We start from the raw sequence: 15841 nt of genomic DNA on the forward strand, positions 1-15841 counted from the left end.
GGCCGTACTCGGGTCCTGATGTGGGCGGGTTCGACGGCAGTCCGTCGCCCGAGCTGTATCTGCGGTGGTTCCAGCTCGGGTCGTATCTGCCGCTGTTCCGCACGCATGCCGCGCTGCGGGCCGGGCGCAGGGAGCCCTGGGAGTTCGGTCCCGAGGTGCTCGAGCACGCGCGCGTGGCGCTCGTCGAACGCCGGCGGCTGCTTCCGTACTTCGTGACGCTCGCGCATCTGGCGCGGCGTACGGGCACGCCGTACGTGCGGCCCTTGTGGTGGGGCAGTCCGGAGGACCGGGCGCTGCGCGACTGCGAGGACGCGTTCCTGCTCGGCGACTGTCTCCTCGTGGCGCCCGTGTTCGAGCCGGGGGCGGTGCGCCGTACGGTGCGGCTGCCGGCGGGCCGTTGGTACGACACGGCGACCGGCGAGGCCTACGAAGGGCCTGCGCGGGTGCTCGTCGAGGCGCCTCTGTCGCGTGTCCCGGTGTTCGCGCGGGCCGGGGCGGTGCTGCCGGTGCGGGGCGACGACGGCGGGCTCGAGCTGGAGGTGTGGGCGCCCGCTCCGGGACGTACGGGAGGCGGCCTGGTGGTCAGGGACGCGGGTGACGGGTGGGAGCAGCCGGAGATAGAGCGGTTCGCCACGCGGTGGGCCGACGGACGCGTGGTGGTCGAGCGGGACGGCCGGGCCGCCGAGGACGCCGCGGGGGCGGCGGAGGAGGTCGGGCTGCGGGTGACGGTGCGGGGGCTGCCCGGGCGTCGGACGTAGCGTTCCGCGGCGCCGGATGCGGCGTCCCTCTGCGTCAGGCGTCCCTCTGCCTCAGATGTAGCGCCCTTCGAACCAGGCGCGCACTGCCAATGTGTGCAGCGGGAAGGCCAGTTCGGCCGGGCGGTGCAGGAGGTGCCAGCCTTCCGTCTCGTCCGTCGGTGCGGGGTCCGGCAGTTCGGCTGCCGGGCGCTCGGGCAGGAGGCCGAAGAGCAGCAGGTATCCGTCGGGTGCGCTGAGGGCTTCGGCGAGGCGGACGTCGCGGCTCTCCGCGCTGATGCCGGTCTCCTCCCTGAGTTCGCGCACGACGGCGTCCCGCCAGTCCTCCCGGTCGTCGATGAACCCTCCGGGCAGGGCCACTCCCCCGCGCGCGGGTGCGATGGTCCGGGTCACGACGACAAGGGCGGTGCCCCGGTCGTCGTAGACGGGCTGCAGTGCGACCGCCACGGGCAGCGGATTGCGGTAGGCGACCGTGCCGCAGGCGGTGCAGGTGCGGGGCCAGGACGTCAGAGCATCGCCGTAGGGCGATCCGCAGCTCGAACAGTGGGAGCCCGGTGCGGGGTCGGCGCGATGCGGGGACGGGGAGGACGGCAGGGGCGGCTGGGGAGCCGGGGGTACGGACACGCCGCGGACTGTAGCCGATCACTCCTGTGACGGTCTTTCCCTCGGGCACCGGATCCTGATAGATGGACGGTTCATGACAGGACTTGCCCCCGCGCTGCGGAATCTCGCCGTCACCGCCACCGCTCTGGCCGCCGTGGCCGCCGCCCCGGCACCCGCCCATGCCAAGCCCGAGCCCAAGGCTCCCGATGAGTTCGTGGCGCTGCGTGACGTCGACCCGACGATCATCCAGGAGATGCGCTACTTCACGCCGCACAACTTCGTGGGTGTGCCGATCGACGGCTACAAGAAGCCGATGTGCATCCTCACCGAGCCCGCGGCGAAGGCACTGCACAAGGCCCAGCGCACGCTGCTGCGCAAGGGCTACTCCCTCAAGGTGTACGACTGCTACCGCCCGCAGCGGGCGGTCGACCAGTTCGTGGACTGGGCCGAGGACCTCGGCGACGTGCGCATGAAGGCGGAGTTCTATCCCCATGTCGACAAGTCGCGGTTGTTCGAGGACGGTTACATCGCGGCGAAGTCCGGGCACAGCCGCGGCTCGACGCTCGATCTGACGGTCGTGAAGCTGCCCGCCCTGCCCACGCGCCCGTACATCCCCGGTGAGGCGCTCACGCCCTGCTACGGCCCGAAGGCCGAGCGGTTCCCCGACAACTCCGTGGACATGGGCACAGGCTTCGACTGCTTCGACACCCTGTCCCACACGGATGATCCGCGGATCACCGGCAAGCAGCGCGCCAACCGCGATCTGCTGCGAGGCGTGCTGAGCAAGGCCGGCTTCGTGAACCTGCCCGAGGAGTGGTGGCACTTCACCTACAAGCCCGAGCTCTTCCCGGACACCTACTTCGACTTTCCCGTGACGCGCCGCTCGCTGAACGGGAAGTAGCGCGTACCGCGCTACTGACGCGATCCGGTTGCCCGTGGCACACTTCTGACGTTCCGTCAGATCCAGTGTCATGGAGGGGCCTTGTCGCGTACGCGTACTCCCGTGGTGACCGGCTGGTTCGCCGGGGAGGAAGACAACTTCCGCCTTCTGGGCACGCGCTGCTCGGCCTGCGCCAGTGTCTTCTTCCCCCGCGAGGACGGCTTCTGCCGCAATCCCGGCTGCTCCGGCGGTGACCTCGACGAGGTGCCGCTCTCCCCGCGCGGCCGCGTCTGGTCGTACACGGACAGCCGCTACCGGCCCCCGGCGCCCTATGTGTCCGATCCGGAACTTCCCTGGCAGACCTACGCGTTGATCGCTGTGGAGCTCGCGGCAGAGCGGATGGTGGTGCTCGGCCAGGCGGCTCCCGGGGTCGGTGTCGCCGATCTGGAGGTCGGCATGGAGGTGGAGGTCGTCCCCGGTGTCCTGGACGAGGACGCCGGGACGACCTGGACGACGTGGTACTGGCGGCCGGTGGGGGTGGGCGCATGACCAGCGAGGTGGCGGTGCTCGGCGCGGGCATGCACCCGTGGGGCAAGTGGGGCCGCAGCTTCATCGAGTACGGCACGTCGGCGGCCCGTGCGGCGCTCGCCGACGCCGGGATGGACTGGCGCGACGTGGGTTCGATCGTCGGCGCGGACACGGTGCGCGGCGGCTATCCCGGATATGTGGCCGGGGCGACGTTCGCCAAGGCGCTCGGCTGGCAGGGCGCGCGGGTCACGAGCGTGTACGCGGCGTGCGCCTCCGGGGCGCAGGCGATCAACACGGCGCGTACGCAGATCCTGGCGGGCCTCGCCGACGTCGTCCTGGTGGTCGGGGCCGACGCGGCGCCCAAGGGGTTCTTCCGGCCCGCGGGAGGCGACCGGCACGACGACCCGGACTGGCTGCGCTTCCGGGTCCTCGGCGCCACCAACCCCACGTACTTCGGCCTGTACGCACGGCGCAGGATGGCGGTGCACGGCGACACTCCGGAGGACTTCGCCCTGGTCAAGGTGAAGAACGCGGCGGCGGGGGCCCTCAATCCGAACGCGCGCTACCGCAAGACCGTCACCGCCGAGGAAGTCGCCGCGTCGGCCGTCGTCGCCGATCCCCTGCGGCTGCTCGACATCTGCGCGACCTCGGACGGGGCGGCGGCGCTCGTGCTCTCCAGCATGGACTTCGCGCGACGGCACGGCGCGGCCGACCCGGTGCGCATCCGTGCGGTGTCCACGGTGACGCCGACGTATCCGACCACCGTCCTGGACCTGCCCGACATCGCGACCGACTCCGCCGCCGCCGTGGCACCGGACGACGGGACGTTCCGCGCCTCCATCGCGCGCTCGGCGTACGAAGAAGCGGGCATCGGACCCGACGAGCTCTCCCTCGCGGAGGTCTACGACCTCTCCACCGCCCTTGAGCTGCAGTGGTACGAGGATCTGGGGCTCTGCGGCGAGGGAGAGGGGGCCAAGCTGCTGCGGGAGGGGGCGACCGCTCCGGGCGGACGCATACCGGTCAACCCCAGTGGCGGACTTGCCTCCTTCGGGGAGGCCGTTCCGGCGCAGGCCATTGCCCAGGTGTGCGAACTGACGTGGCAGTTGAGGGGGACGGCAGGGGCGCGGCAGGTGGCGGGGGCGCGCGCGGGGATCACCGCGAACCAAGGCCTCTTCGGGCACGGGTCATCGGTCGTCGCGGTGCGCTGAGCTCCGGCACGGGTCCCGCGCCGGTCCTCACGGGCCACGAGCGCCGGTGCGTCGCAGAGGAAGGGCTCACGCCGGTTAACCGTTGCCGTCCGCGACCTTGACGCTCCATCACACCCGGTGAACACTTCCGGTGTCAGTCGGCATCGCCGCACTTCGGCTCCGCGCCATTCAGGGCCCCTGTACGCGCGAAAGGGCCCGTACGAAGGGCCTGTTCAGCGGGTCATCCCCCTCTGGGCGATGCGACTGCGAGGCACGCTCGCCATGGAAGCCGGGCGGGGCGCGGGACACGCCTGCATTCGGCTGACGTCACCGGGCACGGCCAGGCAGTAGTCGTGGGAACGCACCCAGCACGGAGTACCGGGGCCACCGCCCCGGGCGAGGCCCTAGGAGCCGCCATGTACTCGAATGGGGACATCTTCGTCGGTGAGATCATCGGCACCGCGATCCTGATTCTCTTCGGCGCCGGTGTATGCGCCGCCGTCACCCTGAACCATTCGAAGGCGAAAGCCTCCGGGTGGGTCGTCATCGCCTTCGGATGGGGCTTCGGTGTCCTCGCGGGCGCGTACACCGCGGGCCCGCTCTCCGGCGGCCACCTCAACCCCGCCGTCACGCTCGGCATCGCGATCGACACCGACGAGTGGGGCAAGGTCTGGGTCTATCTGCTCGGACAGATGGTCGGCGCGATGCTCGGCGCCGTCCTCGCGTACCTCGTGTACTACGCGCAGTTCAGCGCCAACGTGAGCCGCGGTGCCAAGGACAAGCTGACCAGCGCGCACGAGCCGACGCCGACGCTCGGCATCTTCTCGACCATCCCGGAGATCCGTAACCCGGTCGCCAACCTCGTCACGGAGATCATCGCGACCATCGCCCTGGTGCTGCCCATCCTCGCCTTCGGCCTCACCAAGGGGCTCGGTGAATCCGGCACGCAGACGCTGATCGTGGCGTTCCTCGTGGTCGGCATCGGCCTCTCGCTCGGCGGGCCCACCGGCTACGCCATCAACCCGGCCCGCGACCTGGGCCCGCGCATCGTGCACACGTTCCTGCCGATCCCGAACAAGGGCACGTCCGACTGGAGTTACTCCTGGATCCCGGTGGCCGGGCCGCTGATCGGCGGAGCGCTCGCAGGTCTCATCTACAACGTAGCCTTCTGACGCTAGGGGTAGCCATGCCGGACAACTCCGAGAAGTTCGTCGCCGCCATCGACCAGGGCACCACCTCCAGCCGCTGCATCATCTTCAATCACGCGGGCGAGATCGTCGCCGTCGACCAGCGCGAGCACCGCCAGATCTTCCCGAAGCCGGGCTGGGTGGAGCACGACGCCGCCGAGATCTGGTCCAAGGTGCAGGCCGTGGTCGCCGGCGCGATCGCCAAGGCCGGGCTGCGGGCCGACCAGCTCAGCGCGCTCGGCATCACCAATCAGCGCGAGACGACGGTCCTGTGGGACCGCGCCACGGGCAAGCCCGTGCACAACGCGATCGTCTGGCAGGACACCCGGACGTCGGCCCTCTGCAACGAACTGGGCGGTGCGGACGGCCAGGACCGGTTCCGCGAGCAGACCGGGCTGCCCCTTGCCAGCTACTTCTCCGGGCCCAAGGCGGCCTGGCTGCTCGACAACGTGCCCGGGCTCAGGGCCCGTGCCGAGCGGGGCGAGATCGCCTTCGGCACCATCGACTCCTGGCTGATCTGGAACCTCACCGGCGGCACGGACGGCGGCGTGCACGTCACGGACGTCACCAATGCCGGGCGCACCATGCTGATGAACCTGGCCACCCTCCAGTGGGACCAGTCGATCCTGTCCGCGATGAACGTCCCCGAGGCCGTCCTGCCGGAGATCAGGTCATCGGCGGAGGTCTACGGCACGGCGGTCGGCCAGCTCGCCGGCGTTCCGGTCGCCTCCGCCCTCGGCGACCAGCAGGCGGCCATCTTCGGGCAGGCCTGCTACGACACGGGGACGGCCAAGAACACGTACGGGACCGGCAGTTTCCTGTTGCTCAACACCGGCAACCGGCCCGTCCCCTCGAAGAACGGGCTGCTCACCACGATGGGCTACAAGATCGGCTCCGAGGCGCCCGTCTACTGCCTCGAAGGGGCGATCGCGATCACCGGCGCCCTGGTGCAGTGGTTCCGCGACCAGCTCGGCATCATCCGCAGCGCGGACGAGATCGAGTCTCTGGCCGCGAGCGTGGACGACAACGGAGGGGCCTACATCGTGCCCGCGTTCTCCGGCCTCTTCGCGCCCTACTGGCGCTCCGACGCGCGCGGTGTCGTCACCGGACTCACCCGGTACGTGACCAAGGCGCACCTGGCGCGTGCCGTCCTGGAGGCGACCAGCTGGCAGACGCGTGAGGTCGTCGACGCCATGTACCAGGACTCCGGGGTGCAGCTGCAGACCCTGAAGGTGGACGGCGGCATGACCAAGAACAATCTGCTGATGCAGCATCAGGCGGACATCCTCGGGGTGCCGGTGATCCGGCCGAAGATCACCGAGACGACGTGCCTGGGAGCCGCGTACGCCGCCGGGCTCGCGACCGGCGTGTGGAACGACCTCGACGAGCTGAAGGCGCACTGGCAGCAGGACGCCGAGTGGACGCCGTCGATGGAGACGGAGACGCGCGAGCGCGAGTACCACAACTGGCGCAAGGCGGTGGAGCGCAGCTTCGGCTGGCACGAGGACGGCGCGAGCTGAGCCGCGGGCCGAGCCGGGGATGACCGCGGCCCGTACCCCGGTCGGTGGGGGTACGGGCCGCGGCTCTTCTTGCCTTCGCACGCTCACGCGCGCACGCCGTCACCCGCTCATGTCGTGGCGGGCTCCCTGGCCGCGGCGGCGGCAGCCATCGCGTGCTGGACCACTCCGATGAGCACTTCCTTGACGGACTGCCGCTCGCGCGCGTCGCACATCACCACGGGGACACCGGGGTCGAGGTCGAGCGCCTGGCGCACGGCGTCGGCCGGGTAACGCGAGGCGCCCTCGAAGCAGTTGACGCCGACGACGAAGGGTATGGAGCGGCGCTCGAAGTAGTCGACGGCCGCGAAGCAGTCCTCGAGCCGGCGGGTGTCGGCGAGGACCACGGCGCCGAGCGCCCCGGTGGCCAGTTCGTCCCAGAGGAACCAGAAGCGGTCCTGGCCGGGGGTGCCGAAGACGTAGAGGACCAGGTCCTCGCGCAGCGTGATGCGGCCGAAGTCCATGGCGACGGTGGTGGTGTGCTTGCCCGAGACGCCGCTGGTGTCGTCGACCGGGCGGCCGGCCTCGCTGAGCAGCTCTTCCGTGCGCAGCGGTTTGATCTCGCTGACGGCGCCGACGAGCGTCGTCTTGCCCACGCCGAAGCCGCCCGCCACCAGGATCTTCAGCGTGACCGGCTCGACGGGGGCTTTGCCGCGCTCAGAACGCTTGAAGATCATCGCTCGCTTCTCCTGGATCAGTTGCTGTGGGGCTCGTGCGTGTTTCCGGGGGTGCGCTTGCTTCGGAGCGTGCGCTTGTTTCGGGGGTTCCGTTTGCTTCGGGAGTTCCGCCTGCTGCACCGCTGTCGTGCGGGGCGCGTCCGTATCCGCCGCCGCCCGGGGTCTCGATCACCAGTACGTCGCCGGGGCCCGCGTCCGCGAAGTCGCTGCCCTCCAGCGTCTGGACCCGGCCGTCGGCGCGCTCCACGCGGCCCGTGCCGAGCGCTCCGGGGCCGCCGCCCGCCATGCCGTACGGCGCCACCCTGCGGTGCTGCGAGAGCGTGGAGACCGTCATCGGCTCGCGGAAGCGGATGCGGCGCACGGCCCCGTCCCCGCCGCGCCACCGCCCGGTGCCGCCGCTGCCGCCGCGTACCGCGAACTCTTCGAGCAGCACGGGCAGGCGCCATTCGAGCACTTCGGGGTCGGTGAGCCGGGAGTTGGTCATATGGGTCTGGACGACGGACGCCCCGTCGAAGCCGTCGCCCGCGCCGGAACCCGAAGCCACCGTCTCGTAGTACTGATGGCGGTCGTTGCCGAAGGTGACGTTGTTCATCGTGCCCGAGCCCTCGGCCTGGACGCCCAGGGCGCCGTAGAGGGCCCCGGTGATCGCCTGTGAGGTCTCGACGTTCCCGGCGACGACGGCCGCCGGTGGCTCGGGGGCGAGCAGGGAGCCGGGCGGCACGATGATGCGCAAGGGGCGCAGACAGCCGTCGTTGAGCGGGATGTCCTCGGCCACCAGGGTGCGGAAGACGTACAGGACGGCGGCGTTGACCACCGCGAAGGGGGCGTTGAAGTTCGTGGCCAGCTGCGGGGACGTACCGGTGAAGTCGATGGTCGCCGAGCGGGCGTCGCGGTCCACCGAGACGCGGACCCGGATGACGGCTCCCGAGTCGGTCGGATAGGCGAACTCGCCCTCTTCCAGGGCGTCGACGACCCTGCGTACCGCTTCTTCGGCGTTGTCCTGCACATGGCCCATGTACGCCTGGACGACGTCCAGCCCGAAGTTCTCGATCATCCGGGCGACTTCGTCGACGCCCTTCTGGTTGGCGGCGATCTGGGCACGCAGGTCGGCGAGGTTGGTGGCCGGGTTGCGGGAGGGGTACGGGGCATCGGTGAGCAGGCTCAGGGTCTCGGCCTCGCGGAACCGGCCGGCCTCCGCCAGGAGCCAGTTGTCGAAGAGGATGCCCTCCTCCTCGATGGTGCGGCTGTTCGCCGGCATGGAGCCGGGGGCGATGCCGCCGATCTCCGCGTGGTGCCCGCGCGACGCCACGTAGAAGAGGATCCGCTCTCCCGGGGTGTCGAAGACCGGCGTGATGACCGTGACGTCGGGGAGGTGGGTACCGCCGTGGTACGGGTCGTTGACGGCGTAGGAGTCCCCGGAACGCATGCTCTTGCCGCGGCGCCGGATGACCTCCTTCACGCTGGTGCCCATCGAGCCCAGGTGCACGGGGATGTGCGGGGCGTTGGCGACCAGATTGCCGTCGGGGTCGAAGACCGCGCAGGAGAAGTCGAGGCGCTCCTTGATGTTGACCGACTGGGACGTGGACTCCAGGCGGGCGCCCATCTGCTCGGCGATCGACATGAAGAGGTTGTTGAAGACTTCCAGGAGCACGGGATCGGCCGCGGCGCTCGCGTCGGAACCCTCCGGCACCGCCACGCGTTCCATGACCAGGTGCCCCTCGCGTGTCGTGGCCGCCCGCCAGCCCTCGTCCACGACCGTCGTGGCGCCGGCCTCGGCGATGATCGCGGGGCCGTCGACGCTCTCGCCGGGCGGCAGTTCCGCGCGGCGGTGCAGGAGCACGTCGCGCCAGGCGCCGCCGGTGTGCAGGCGCACGGTCAGCGGCCCGCCCGCGTGGCCGTCGCGGGCGGGCACGGAGAGATCGGGCTGCTCGGTCAGGCCGGTGGCCTCCACGGAGAGCGCCTCGACGACGACGGGGCGGTCCAGGGTGAAGGAGTAGGTGGTGCGATGGCGGTCTTCGAAGACGCGGATCATGCGGTCCGGCTCCGTGAGTTCCACGGTGAGCGTGGTGTCGGTGCCGTCGTAGCGCAGCTGGGCGCGGCGCGTGACGCGGATGCGGTCGCCGGGCACGTCCTCGGCGAGGAGTTCGGCGCGTGCCGCTTCCTCCAGGTCGTCGGCGGTCTTCAGGACGCGGGGCATCGCGGACGGTTCGAGGGGGGCTTCCACGGACTGCTCGCGCATCGCGGTGGTGTCGGCGAGGCCGATGCCGAGCGCAGAGAGGACACCGGCCATCGGCGGTACGAGCACGGTGCGGATGCCGAGCGAGTCGGCGACCATGCAGGCGTGCTGGCCGCCCGCGCCGCCGAACGTGGTGAGGGCATAGCGGGTGACGTCGTGGCCCTTCTGGACCGAGATGCGTTTGACGGCGGCCGCGATGTTGGCGACCGCGATCCGCAGATATCCCTCGGCGACCTGCTCGGCGGTGCGGTCGTCGCCGGTGCGTTCCCTGATGTCGCGGGCCAGCCGGGCGAAGCGGTCGTGGACGAGCGCACCGTCGAGCGGCTGGTCGCCGTCCGGCCCGAAGACCGGCGGGAAGTGGTCGGGCTGGATGCGCCCGAGGGCGACGTTGGCGTCGGTGACCGTCAGCGGGCCGCCGCCCCGGTAGCTCGCCGGGCCCGGAGCGGCGCCCGCGGAGTCGGGGCCCACGCGGTAGCGGCTGCCGTCGAAGTGCAGGACGGAGCCGCCGCCCGCCGCGACGGTGTGGATGTCCAGCATCGGCGCGCGCAGCCGTACGCCCGCGATCTGCGTGGTGAAGACCCGTTCGTACTCGCCCGCGTAGTGCGACACGTCCGTGGACGTGCCGCCCATGTCGAAGCCGATGACCCGGTCGAAGCCCGCGCGCTGCGACATGCGGGCCATGCCGACGATGCCGCCCGCGGGCCCGGACAGGATCGCGTCCTTGCCGCGGAACTGGCCTGCTTCGGTGAGGCCGCCGTTGGACTGCATGAACATCAGGCGCACGCCGTCCAGTTCGTCGGCGACGTGCCGGACGTAGCGGTGCAGGACCGGCGACAGATAGGCGTCGACGACCGCCGTGTCGCCGCGCGGGACCAGCTTCATCAGCGGGCTGACCTCGCTGGAGAGTGAGACCTGCGGGAATCCGGTGCGGACGACCAGGTCGGCGATCGCCTGCTCGTGGGCCGGATACAGGTGGCTGTGCATGCAGACCACCGCGACGGCCCGGATGCCGTCCTCGTAGGCCTTGCGCAGCGGCCCTGCGAGTTGCTCCAGGTCGGGCGCCCGAAGGACCTCGCCCTCGGCGGTGACCCGTTCGTCGGCCTCGATGACCCGGTCGTAGAGCAGCTCCGGCAGGATGATCTCGCGGGCGAAGATGCGCGGGCGGTTCTGGTAGGCGATGCGCAGGGCGTCGCCGAAGCCCCTGGTGATCACCAGGGCGGTGGGCTCGCCCTTGCGCTCCAGGAGGGCGTTGGTGGCGACGGTGGTGCCCATGCGGACCGTGTCCACGGGAGCGCCGGGGGTCTCGCCCAGGAGCTCACGGATACCCGCGACGGCGGCGTCGGCGTAGCGGGACGGGTTGTCCGACAGGAGTTTGTGCGTGAGCAGCCGCCCGTCGGGACGCCGCGCGACGATATCCGTGAAGGTGCCGCCCCTGTCGACCCAGAACTGCCAGCCAGTCACGTCTCATTCCCCGCTTCCGCGCTGCTCAGAGCGCCCGGAGGCCGTTGATCACGTCGCGCAGAATACTCTCGTCCGGCAATTCCGCGGGGGGTACGGGACGTGTCACGTGCACCAGTTCGTCGTCGACGAGATCGCCGATGAGGACCCGGATCACGCCGATGGGGAGGTCCAGTTCGGCCGCCAGTTCGGCGACCGACTGGGGGCTGTCACGGCAGAGCCCGACGATGTCCACGTGCTCCGGAGACAGCGTCCTGTCCGCCTCCGGATCACCGGCACGGGCTTCCGCGATGACGACCGCGATCAGATCGAGGCGGTGCTGGGCCGGACTTGTGGTCCGGCCACGCGTCATCGCGTACGGACGCACCACCGGTCCGGCGTCGTCGTCGAACCAGCGAGGCGTCCCCTGTGTCCCCTGACCGTCTTCGCTCATACCCTCCCGTTACCCTCCCGTGGGCAGGTCGGTGCGCGGCGCCGTACCCAGATGCACACCCACCCTCTTGACCAGCAGCGTCATTTCGTACGCGACCAGACCTACGTCGGAGTCGGCGTCCGAGAGGACGGCAAGACAGCTGCCGTCGCCCGCGGCCGTGACGAACAGGAAGGCATCGTCGAGCTCGACCACGGTCTGGCGGACCCGGCCCGCCTCGAAGTGGCGTCCGACGCCCTTGGCGAGGCTGTGGAAGCCGGAGGCGACAGCCGCGAGGTGCTCGCTGTCCTCCCTGGTCAGGTCCTTGGACAGGCCGGTGGGCAGGCCGTCGCCGGAGAGCACGAGCGCCTTGCGGATGCTGGCGACCCGCTGGACCAGTTCGTCGAGGAGCCAGTTCAGCTCTCCCGATCCCCCCGGTCCCGCGGTACGTGCGTCGGCCTTCGGTGCGGTCATCGACCGTCCCCCTCAGATGTCGTTCCTGGTGCTGTGCCGTCGGAGGCGTCTTCGCCCGCGGCATTTTCTTCACGGCCACGCTGCCAGCCACGCTGGAGCGAAGCCATCCGGCTGCGGACCTCGTCGGCGTCGCGCTCTTCCGGCCTGGTCGAGGCCGGTGCCGAGGCGCGCTCCGTGCGGTGGTCCGGCCCGTCCTTCAACTGTGGGGCGAGATTGGCCTGGCGTACACGCCGGGGCAGTCCGCCGGGGGCATCCGCGCGCGGGGCTTCGGTGCGCGGGGTTTCAATGCGCGGGGCTTCGGTGCGCACAGCCTCCGCAGGCGCCGGTTCCGTGCGCCGGCTGCGGCGCGGGAGGTCCGGCGGTGCGTCGGACGCGGTGACGTCGCGGTGCGGCGGGGAGAGGTCGGGCCAGGCCGACTGCGCCTCGGGGCGGCGCGGCAGGTCGATGGGCTCGGCCGCGCCGCGGTCCCGGTCCACGGCGCCGCCCTGGGGGCGGCCCGCGGGCGCCTGGGAGCGCTCCGGGCGCTCCAGGCGCTCCGGCGGCGTGTCGTCGTCCGGCGCCGCGCCCCGCTGCCTGCTGTGCGTCACGGGGCGGCCGTGCGAGGAGACCAGCTTCGGGGTCCTGCGGCGCGGCAGCTGAACGGGGTCGTCGGGGGACGACTGGGGCAGATCGCCCGGGCGGGCCGCCTCGCGCTCGCCCGTCTCCCGCTCGTCGCGGGCCTGTTGGTGCTGCTCGTCCCCCGGTACCCCGGTCATGCGGCGGCGCGGGCGGAAGAGCCCGCCGCGCTCGCTGTCCTCGTCGCCGAGGTCGCCGAGGTCTCCCAGATCGCTGAGGGCACCGGGGTAGGAGTCGAGGCCCGCCATGCCCACCGGCGCCTCCAGCTCGACGGGGCCGTCCAGCACGGAAGCGGGCAGCCCCGGCAACTGCACGGGCACCTGGCCGAGCGCGGCCTTCTTGTCGCCCGCCGCGTCGCGGCCCACGGCTTCCTTGGGCTGCGGCCTGTCGAGGCGGAACCCGATGCCGTTCGTGTCCGGTACGTCGTCCGTGAGCAGCGTCTCCGGGATGAACACCACGGCTGTCGTGCCGCCGTACGGAGAGGGCTGCAAGGAGACGCGCACGCGCTGTCGCTGGGCGAGGCGGCTCACCACGAAGAGGCCGAGGCGGTCGGTGTCGGAGAGTTCGAACTCCGGGGTCTCCGCCAGGCGCAGGTTGGCGTCGAGGAGCGCGTCGGGCGCCATGCCGAGGCCCCGGTCGTGGATCTCCAGGGTGAAGCCGTTGGCGACGTGCTCGCCGAGGACCTGCACCGCGGTGTGCGGGGGCGAGAACACCGTGGCGTTCTCCAGGAGTTCGGCCATCAGGTGGGTGAGGTCGGCGACCGCGGGCCCGGTGACGGCGATGCGCGGCAGGCGGCGCACCTCGATGCGTTCGTAGTCCTCGACCTCGGCGACGGCCGCGCGGACGACGTCCATGAGCTGGACGGGCTTGCGCCACTGCCGGGAGGGGGCGGCACCGGAGAGGATCACGAGGCCCTCGGCGTGCCGCCGCATGCGGGTGGTGAGGTGGTCGAGGCGGAAGAGGTCGGCCAGTTCGTCGGTGTCCTCGGTCCTGCGCTCCATGGTGTCGAGCAGGGTGAGCTGCTTGTGCAGGAGCACCTGGCTGCGGCGGGCGAGGTTGACGAACACCTCGGAGACGCCGCGGCGCAGATCGGCCTGTTTGACGGCGGCTTCGACGGCGGCACGCTGCAGGGTGTTGAGCGCCTGGCCGACCTGGCCTATCTCGTCCTTCTCGTACGTCAGGCGGGGGGCCTCGGTCTCCACGTCGACCTGCTCGCCCGCAGCCAGGCGGCGCAGTACGCCGGGCAGCCGGACGCCGGATGCCTCGTGGGCCTCCAGGCGCATGCGGCGCAGGTCGCGGATGAGGCTGCTGCCGATGCGTACGGACATGAAGACCGAGAACAGCAGGGCGAGCAGACCGAAGACACCGGCCACGACGACGCGCACGATGACGCCGACGGCCACCGGCTCGACGCGGTCCTGGTAGCGGTCGCCCGCCGCCTTGTCGCGCTCGGCCAGTTCCTTGAGCACCTTGCCCGCCGCCGCGTCCCAGCGCGCCGACGTGACGGCGCGCGGGGCGCCGGGCGCGGATTCGACGACGGCCTTCTCGGCCGTCCTCAGCTCCGTCGTCTGGGCGCCGTTCCAATAGCGCTCGTAGCCGGCGCGCTCGTCCTCCGGAAGGAGCGCGAGGCTGTCCTCGTAGAGCAGCGTGCGCTGGGCCCTGAGGTCGGAGACCTGACGGATCTCGGCCTTGGTGAGCCGGCGTGCGACGAGCGCGGAGCCAACGAGCGCGTCCTCGCGGGAGAACAGTTCGCGTGCGCGGGTCACACCGACGAGCGCCCGGCCCTGCTGGTCCATCTTCACGTCGTCGAGGGCGTGCAGGGTCGTCAGGAAGCCGTAGCAGGGGTCGATCAGCTTCGTGTACGTCTTCAGCGCGCCCGCGCGGGTGATCGTGCCTTCCTCGACCGTGCGGCGCAGCGACTCAAGCCCCTCGAAGGAGTCCAGGAGCGATGCGAGCCGTTCGGCGGACTGCCCCGTCACCTCGTCCCGTACGTCCGGATGCGCCGCGCTCTCCTTGACCTTGGCGACCATGTCGTCGGTGGCCGTGCGGCTGCGGCGCAGGGCCGCGAGCGCGTCGGAGGCGCGGGGATCGGCGAGATAGACGAGGGTCTGGCGGCGTTCCTGCTGGACGACCCTGGCGGTGTCCTCGATCGGGTAGCCGATCCTGTCGACGACATTGGAGACGTCGATGAGTTCCTTGGCCGCCTGACCGGTGAGGTAAGTGGCGAAACCCCACATCGCGGTCAGGGAAATGAGCGGCACCAGCAGCAATGCCACGATCTTCCGGCGGATGGACTTCCCGCGAAAGCGCATGGCCTCCCCCAGATCGGCCCCCTGCGGCCGCGCTATGGCCGGGGGCACACATGTGCGTCAACAAACGGCGTGAGCCTACTACTGACCCACGAGCAACTCGAAGGCGTGTCCGGACGGATTTCAGCCGTGACGTAAAACGGACGTCCCCAGTTGTCCCTCCAAGTCGGGAGATTGCATCCCGCGTGTGGCACATGCCACTCGGCACATTCCTTCCCGCCGATCACCCCAGTTGGCCGGAACCCTTCGCTTTTTTGAACCGGGCGGGAATCTTCCGGGCCTCTCGTTCGTCATTCGGTAAGGGACTTGGGGACTGCGGGCGCGCGTGGCCCGCATGCCGTCACCAGGTGGCGTAAAGCCGCGTATACCGGGCACGCACTGGGGAGTCGGAACCGCCGACGTCTCATGGAACGGCCCGAGGGCATCGGGGGAGTGACGAGTTGATGGGCACGGCAGAGCGGCAGAGGACGACCACGGATGAGTACGAGGCATCCGGGGAGCAGTCCGGCGGGGAACGCAGGGAGTTGTGGGTCGAGGAGCCGGCGCGAAGGCGGCGCCTGCCCGATCCGGTGCGTACGGCCGCGGTGCGAGCCGTGCTCATAGTGGCGCTGACCTTGATACAGGCGATGACGGCGTTCCTGTGCACGCTGGCCGGATCCTGGCTGTCGTTCCCGATGGTGCTCAGCAGCGTGGCCAGCACGGTGGCCGCCACCTGGGGCGTCCTCGACGTGTGGGTGACCCGCCAGGTGTGGAACCAGCGGAACGGCGTGGTGTCGGTGCCGAGCAGCACGGCGCGTCAGCTGCGGCGCGAGCGGCGCCGGGCCCGCAGGCAGGCCAGGGCTGCGGGGCGCAGCGAGGACCGCATACGGCGGCGCGGCCGGGCGGGGCAGTTGTCGCACTCCTAGACGCGCGCGTCGTGGCGGGCCCGGCCGCACGCACGGCCGGGCGGGCGCAGCTGCCCGCGCGG

General features: G+C 71.1%; 13 protein-coding genes. 7 read left to right on the forward strand and 6 right to left on the reverse strand.

Features of this window, described 5'->3' with window-relative positions:
- Positions 1-758: TIM-barrel domain-containing protein (locus ACQKIP_RS10320; RefSeq protein ID WP_427742766.1), on the forward strand; the 758-nt coding region annotated here is incomplete at its 5' end.
- Between the two features lie 51 nt (positions 759-809).
- Here the strand turns inward: ACQKIP_RS10320 and ACQKIP_RS10325 are convergent.
- Positions 810-1349, reverse strand: a complete 540-nt coding sequence (locus ACQKIP_RS10325) for an NUDIX domain-containing protein (RefSeq protein WP_365864257.1) — start codon at positions 1347-1349, stop codon at positions 810-812.
- Positions 1350-1452: 103 nt separating this feature from the next.
- Here ACQKIP_RS10325 and ACQKIP_RS10330 point away from each other — a divergent pair, with 103 nt between their 5' ends.
- From ACQKIP_RS10330 to glpK, 5 genes are all read left to right on the forward strand, one after another.
- On the forward strand, positions 1453-2259 hold the full coding sequence (locus tag ACQKIP_RS10330) for a M15 family metallopeptidase (protein WP_365864093.1): 807 nt from the start codon (positions 1453-1455) through the stop codon (positions 2257-2259).
- Between the two features lie 102 nt (positions 2260-2361).
- Entirely contained in the window at positions 2362-2787 is a 426-nt protein-coding gene (locus ACQKIP_RS10335; protein WP_365864258.1) for a Zn-ribbon domain-containing OB-fold protein, read from the forward strand.
- Positions 2784-3974, forward strand: coding sequence for a lipid-transfer protein (locus ACQKIP_RS10340; protein WP_365864095.1), 1191 nt, complete (start codon positions 2784-2786; stop codon positions 3972-3974). The genes ACQKIP_RS10335 and ACQKIP_RS10340 overlap by 4 nt, the downstream gene beginning before the upstream one ends.
- Positions 3975-4369: 395 nt before the next feature.
- The gene (locus ACQKIP_RS10345) at positions 4370-5125 is read left to right on the forward strand and encodes an MIP/aquaporin family protein (RefSeq protein WP_365864097.1); all 756 of its coding nucleotides are present in this window, start codon (positions 4370-4372) and stop codon (positions 5123-5125) included.
- A gap of 14 nt (positions 5126-5139) precedes the next feature.
- A complete protein-coding gene (gene glpK / locus ACQKIP_RS10350; RefSeq protein WP_365864098.1) occupies positions 5140-6660 on the forward strand; it encodes a glycerol kinase GlpK in 1521 nt (506 codons plus the stop codon).
- Positions 6661-6767: 107 nt separating this feature from the next.
- Here glpK and ACQKIP_RS10355 read toward each other — a convergent pair whose 3' ends face one another.
- The 5 genes from ACQKIP_RS10355 to ACQKIP_RS10375 are packed head-to-tail and all read right to left on the reverse strand — an operon-like array spanning position 6768 to position 14877.
- Positions 6768-7373, reverse strand: a complete 606-nt coding sequence (locus ACQKIP_RS10355; RefSeq protein WP_365864099.1) for a GTP-binding protein — start codon at positions 7371-7373, stop codon at positions 6768-6770.
- Positions 7354-11070: a hydantoinase B/oxoprolinase family protein gene (locus tag ACQKIP_RS10360; RefSeq protein ID WP_365864101.1), complete on the reverse strand. Its 3717-nt coding sequence runs from the start codon at positions 11068-11070 to the stop codon at positions 7354-7356. Before ACQKIP_RS10360 ends, ACQKIP_RS10355 begins: the two co-directional genes overlap by 20 nt.
- A 25-nt stretch (positions 11071-11095) precedes the next feature.
- Entirely contained in the window at positions 11096-11500 is a 405-nt protein-coding gene (locus tag ACQKIP_RS10365) for a DUF742 domain-containing protein (protein WP_361192081.1), read from the reverse strand.
- Positions 11501-11509: 9 nt separating this feature from the next.
- On the reverse strand, positions 11510-11950 hold the full coding sequence (locus ACQKIP_RS10370) for a roadblock/LC7 domain-containing protein (protein ID WP_361192084.1): 441 nt from the start codon (positions 11948-11950) through the stop codon (positions 11510-11512).
- Positions 11947-14877: a nitrate- and nitrite sensing domain-containing protein gene (locus ACQKIP_RS10375; protein ID WP_365864104.1), complete on the reverse strand. Its 2931-nt coding sequence runs from the start codon at positions 14875-14877 to the stop codon at positions 11947-11949. The genes ACQKIP_RS10370 and ACQKIP_RS10375 overlap by 4 nt, the downstream gene beginning before the upstream one ends.
- Positions 14878-15317: 440 nt before the next feature.
- Between ACQKIP_RS10375 and ACQKIP_RS10380 the strand changes: the two genes are divergently transcribed.
- A complete protein-coding gene (locus ACQKIP_RS10380) occupies positions 15318-15779 on the forward strand; it encodes a hypothetical protein (protein WP_365864105.1) in 462 nt (153 codons plus the stop codon).
- Positions 15780-15841: the final 62 nt, after the last annotated feature.

Origin of the sequence: Streptomyces sp. NPDC059900 (assembly GCF_050270335.1) — a bacterium.
GTDB lineage: Bacteria > Actinomycetota > Actinomycetes > Streptomycetales > Streptomycetaceae > Streptomyces.

What these genes read in the sequence shown, in the direction of transcription:
- ACQKIP_RS10365 (WP_361192081.1), bottom strand. Translation starts at nt 11,500, where the DNA reads ATGAGCGAAGACGGTCAGGGGACACAGGGGACGCCTCGCTGGTTCGAC.
- ACQKIP_RS10380 (WP_365864105.1), top strand. Translation starts at nt 15,318, where the DNA reads ATGGGCACGGCAGAGCGGCAGAGGACGACCACGGATGAGTACGAGGCA.
- ACQKIP_RS10340 (WP_365864095.1), top strand. Translation starts at nt 2,784, where the DNA reads ATGACCAGCGAGGTGGCGGTGCTCGGCGCGGGCATGCACCCGTGGGGC.
- ACQKIP_RS10330 (WP_365864093.1), top strand. Translation starts at nt 1,453, where the DNA reads ATGACAGGACTTGCCCCCGCGCTGCGGAATCTCGCCGTCACCGCCACC.
- ACQKIP_RS10355 (WP_365864099.1), bottom strand. Translation starts at nt 7,373, where the DNA reads ATGATCTTCAAGCGTTCTGAGCGCGGCAAAGCCCCCGTCGAGCCGGTC.
- glpK (WP_365864098.1), top strand. Translation starts at nt 5,140, where the DNA reads ATGCCGGACAACTCCGAGAAGTTCGTCGCCGCCATCGACCAGGGCACC.
- ACQKIP_RS10370 (WP_361192084.1), bottom strand. Translation starts at nt 11,950, where the DNA reads ATGACCGCACCGAAGGCCGACGCACGTACCGCGGGACCGGGGGGATCG.
- ACQKIP_RS10345 (WP_365864097.1), top strand. Translation starts at nt 4,370, where the DNA reads ATGTACTCGAATGGGGACATCTTCGTCGGTGAGATCATCGGCACCGCG.
- ACQKIP_RS10375 (WP_365864104.1), bottom strand. Translation starts at nt 14,877, where the DNA reads ATGCGCTTTCGCGGGAAGTCCATCCGCCGGAAGATCGTGGCATTGCTG.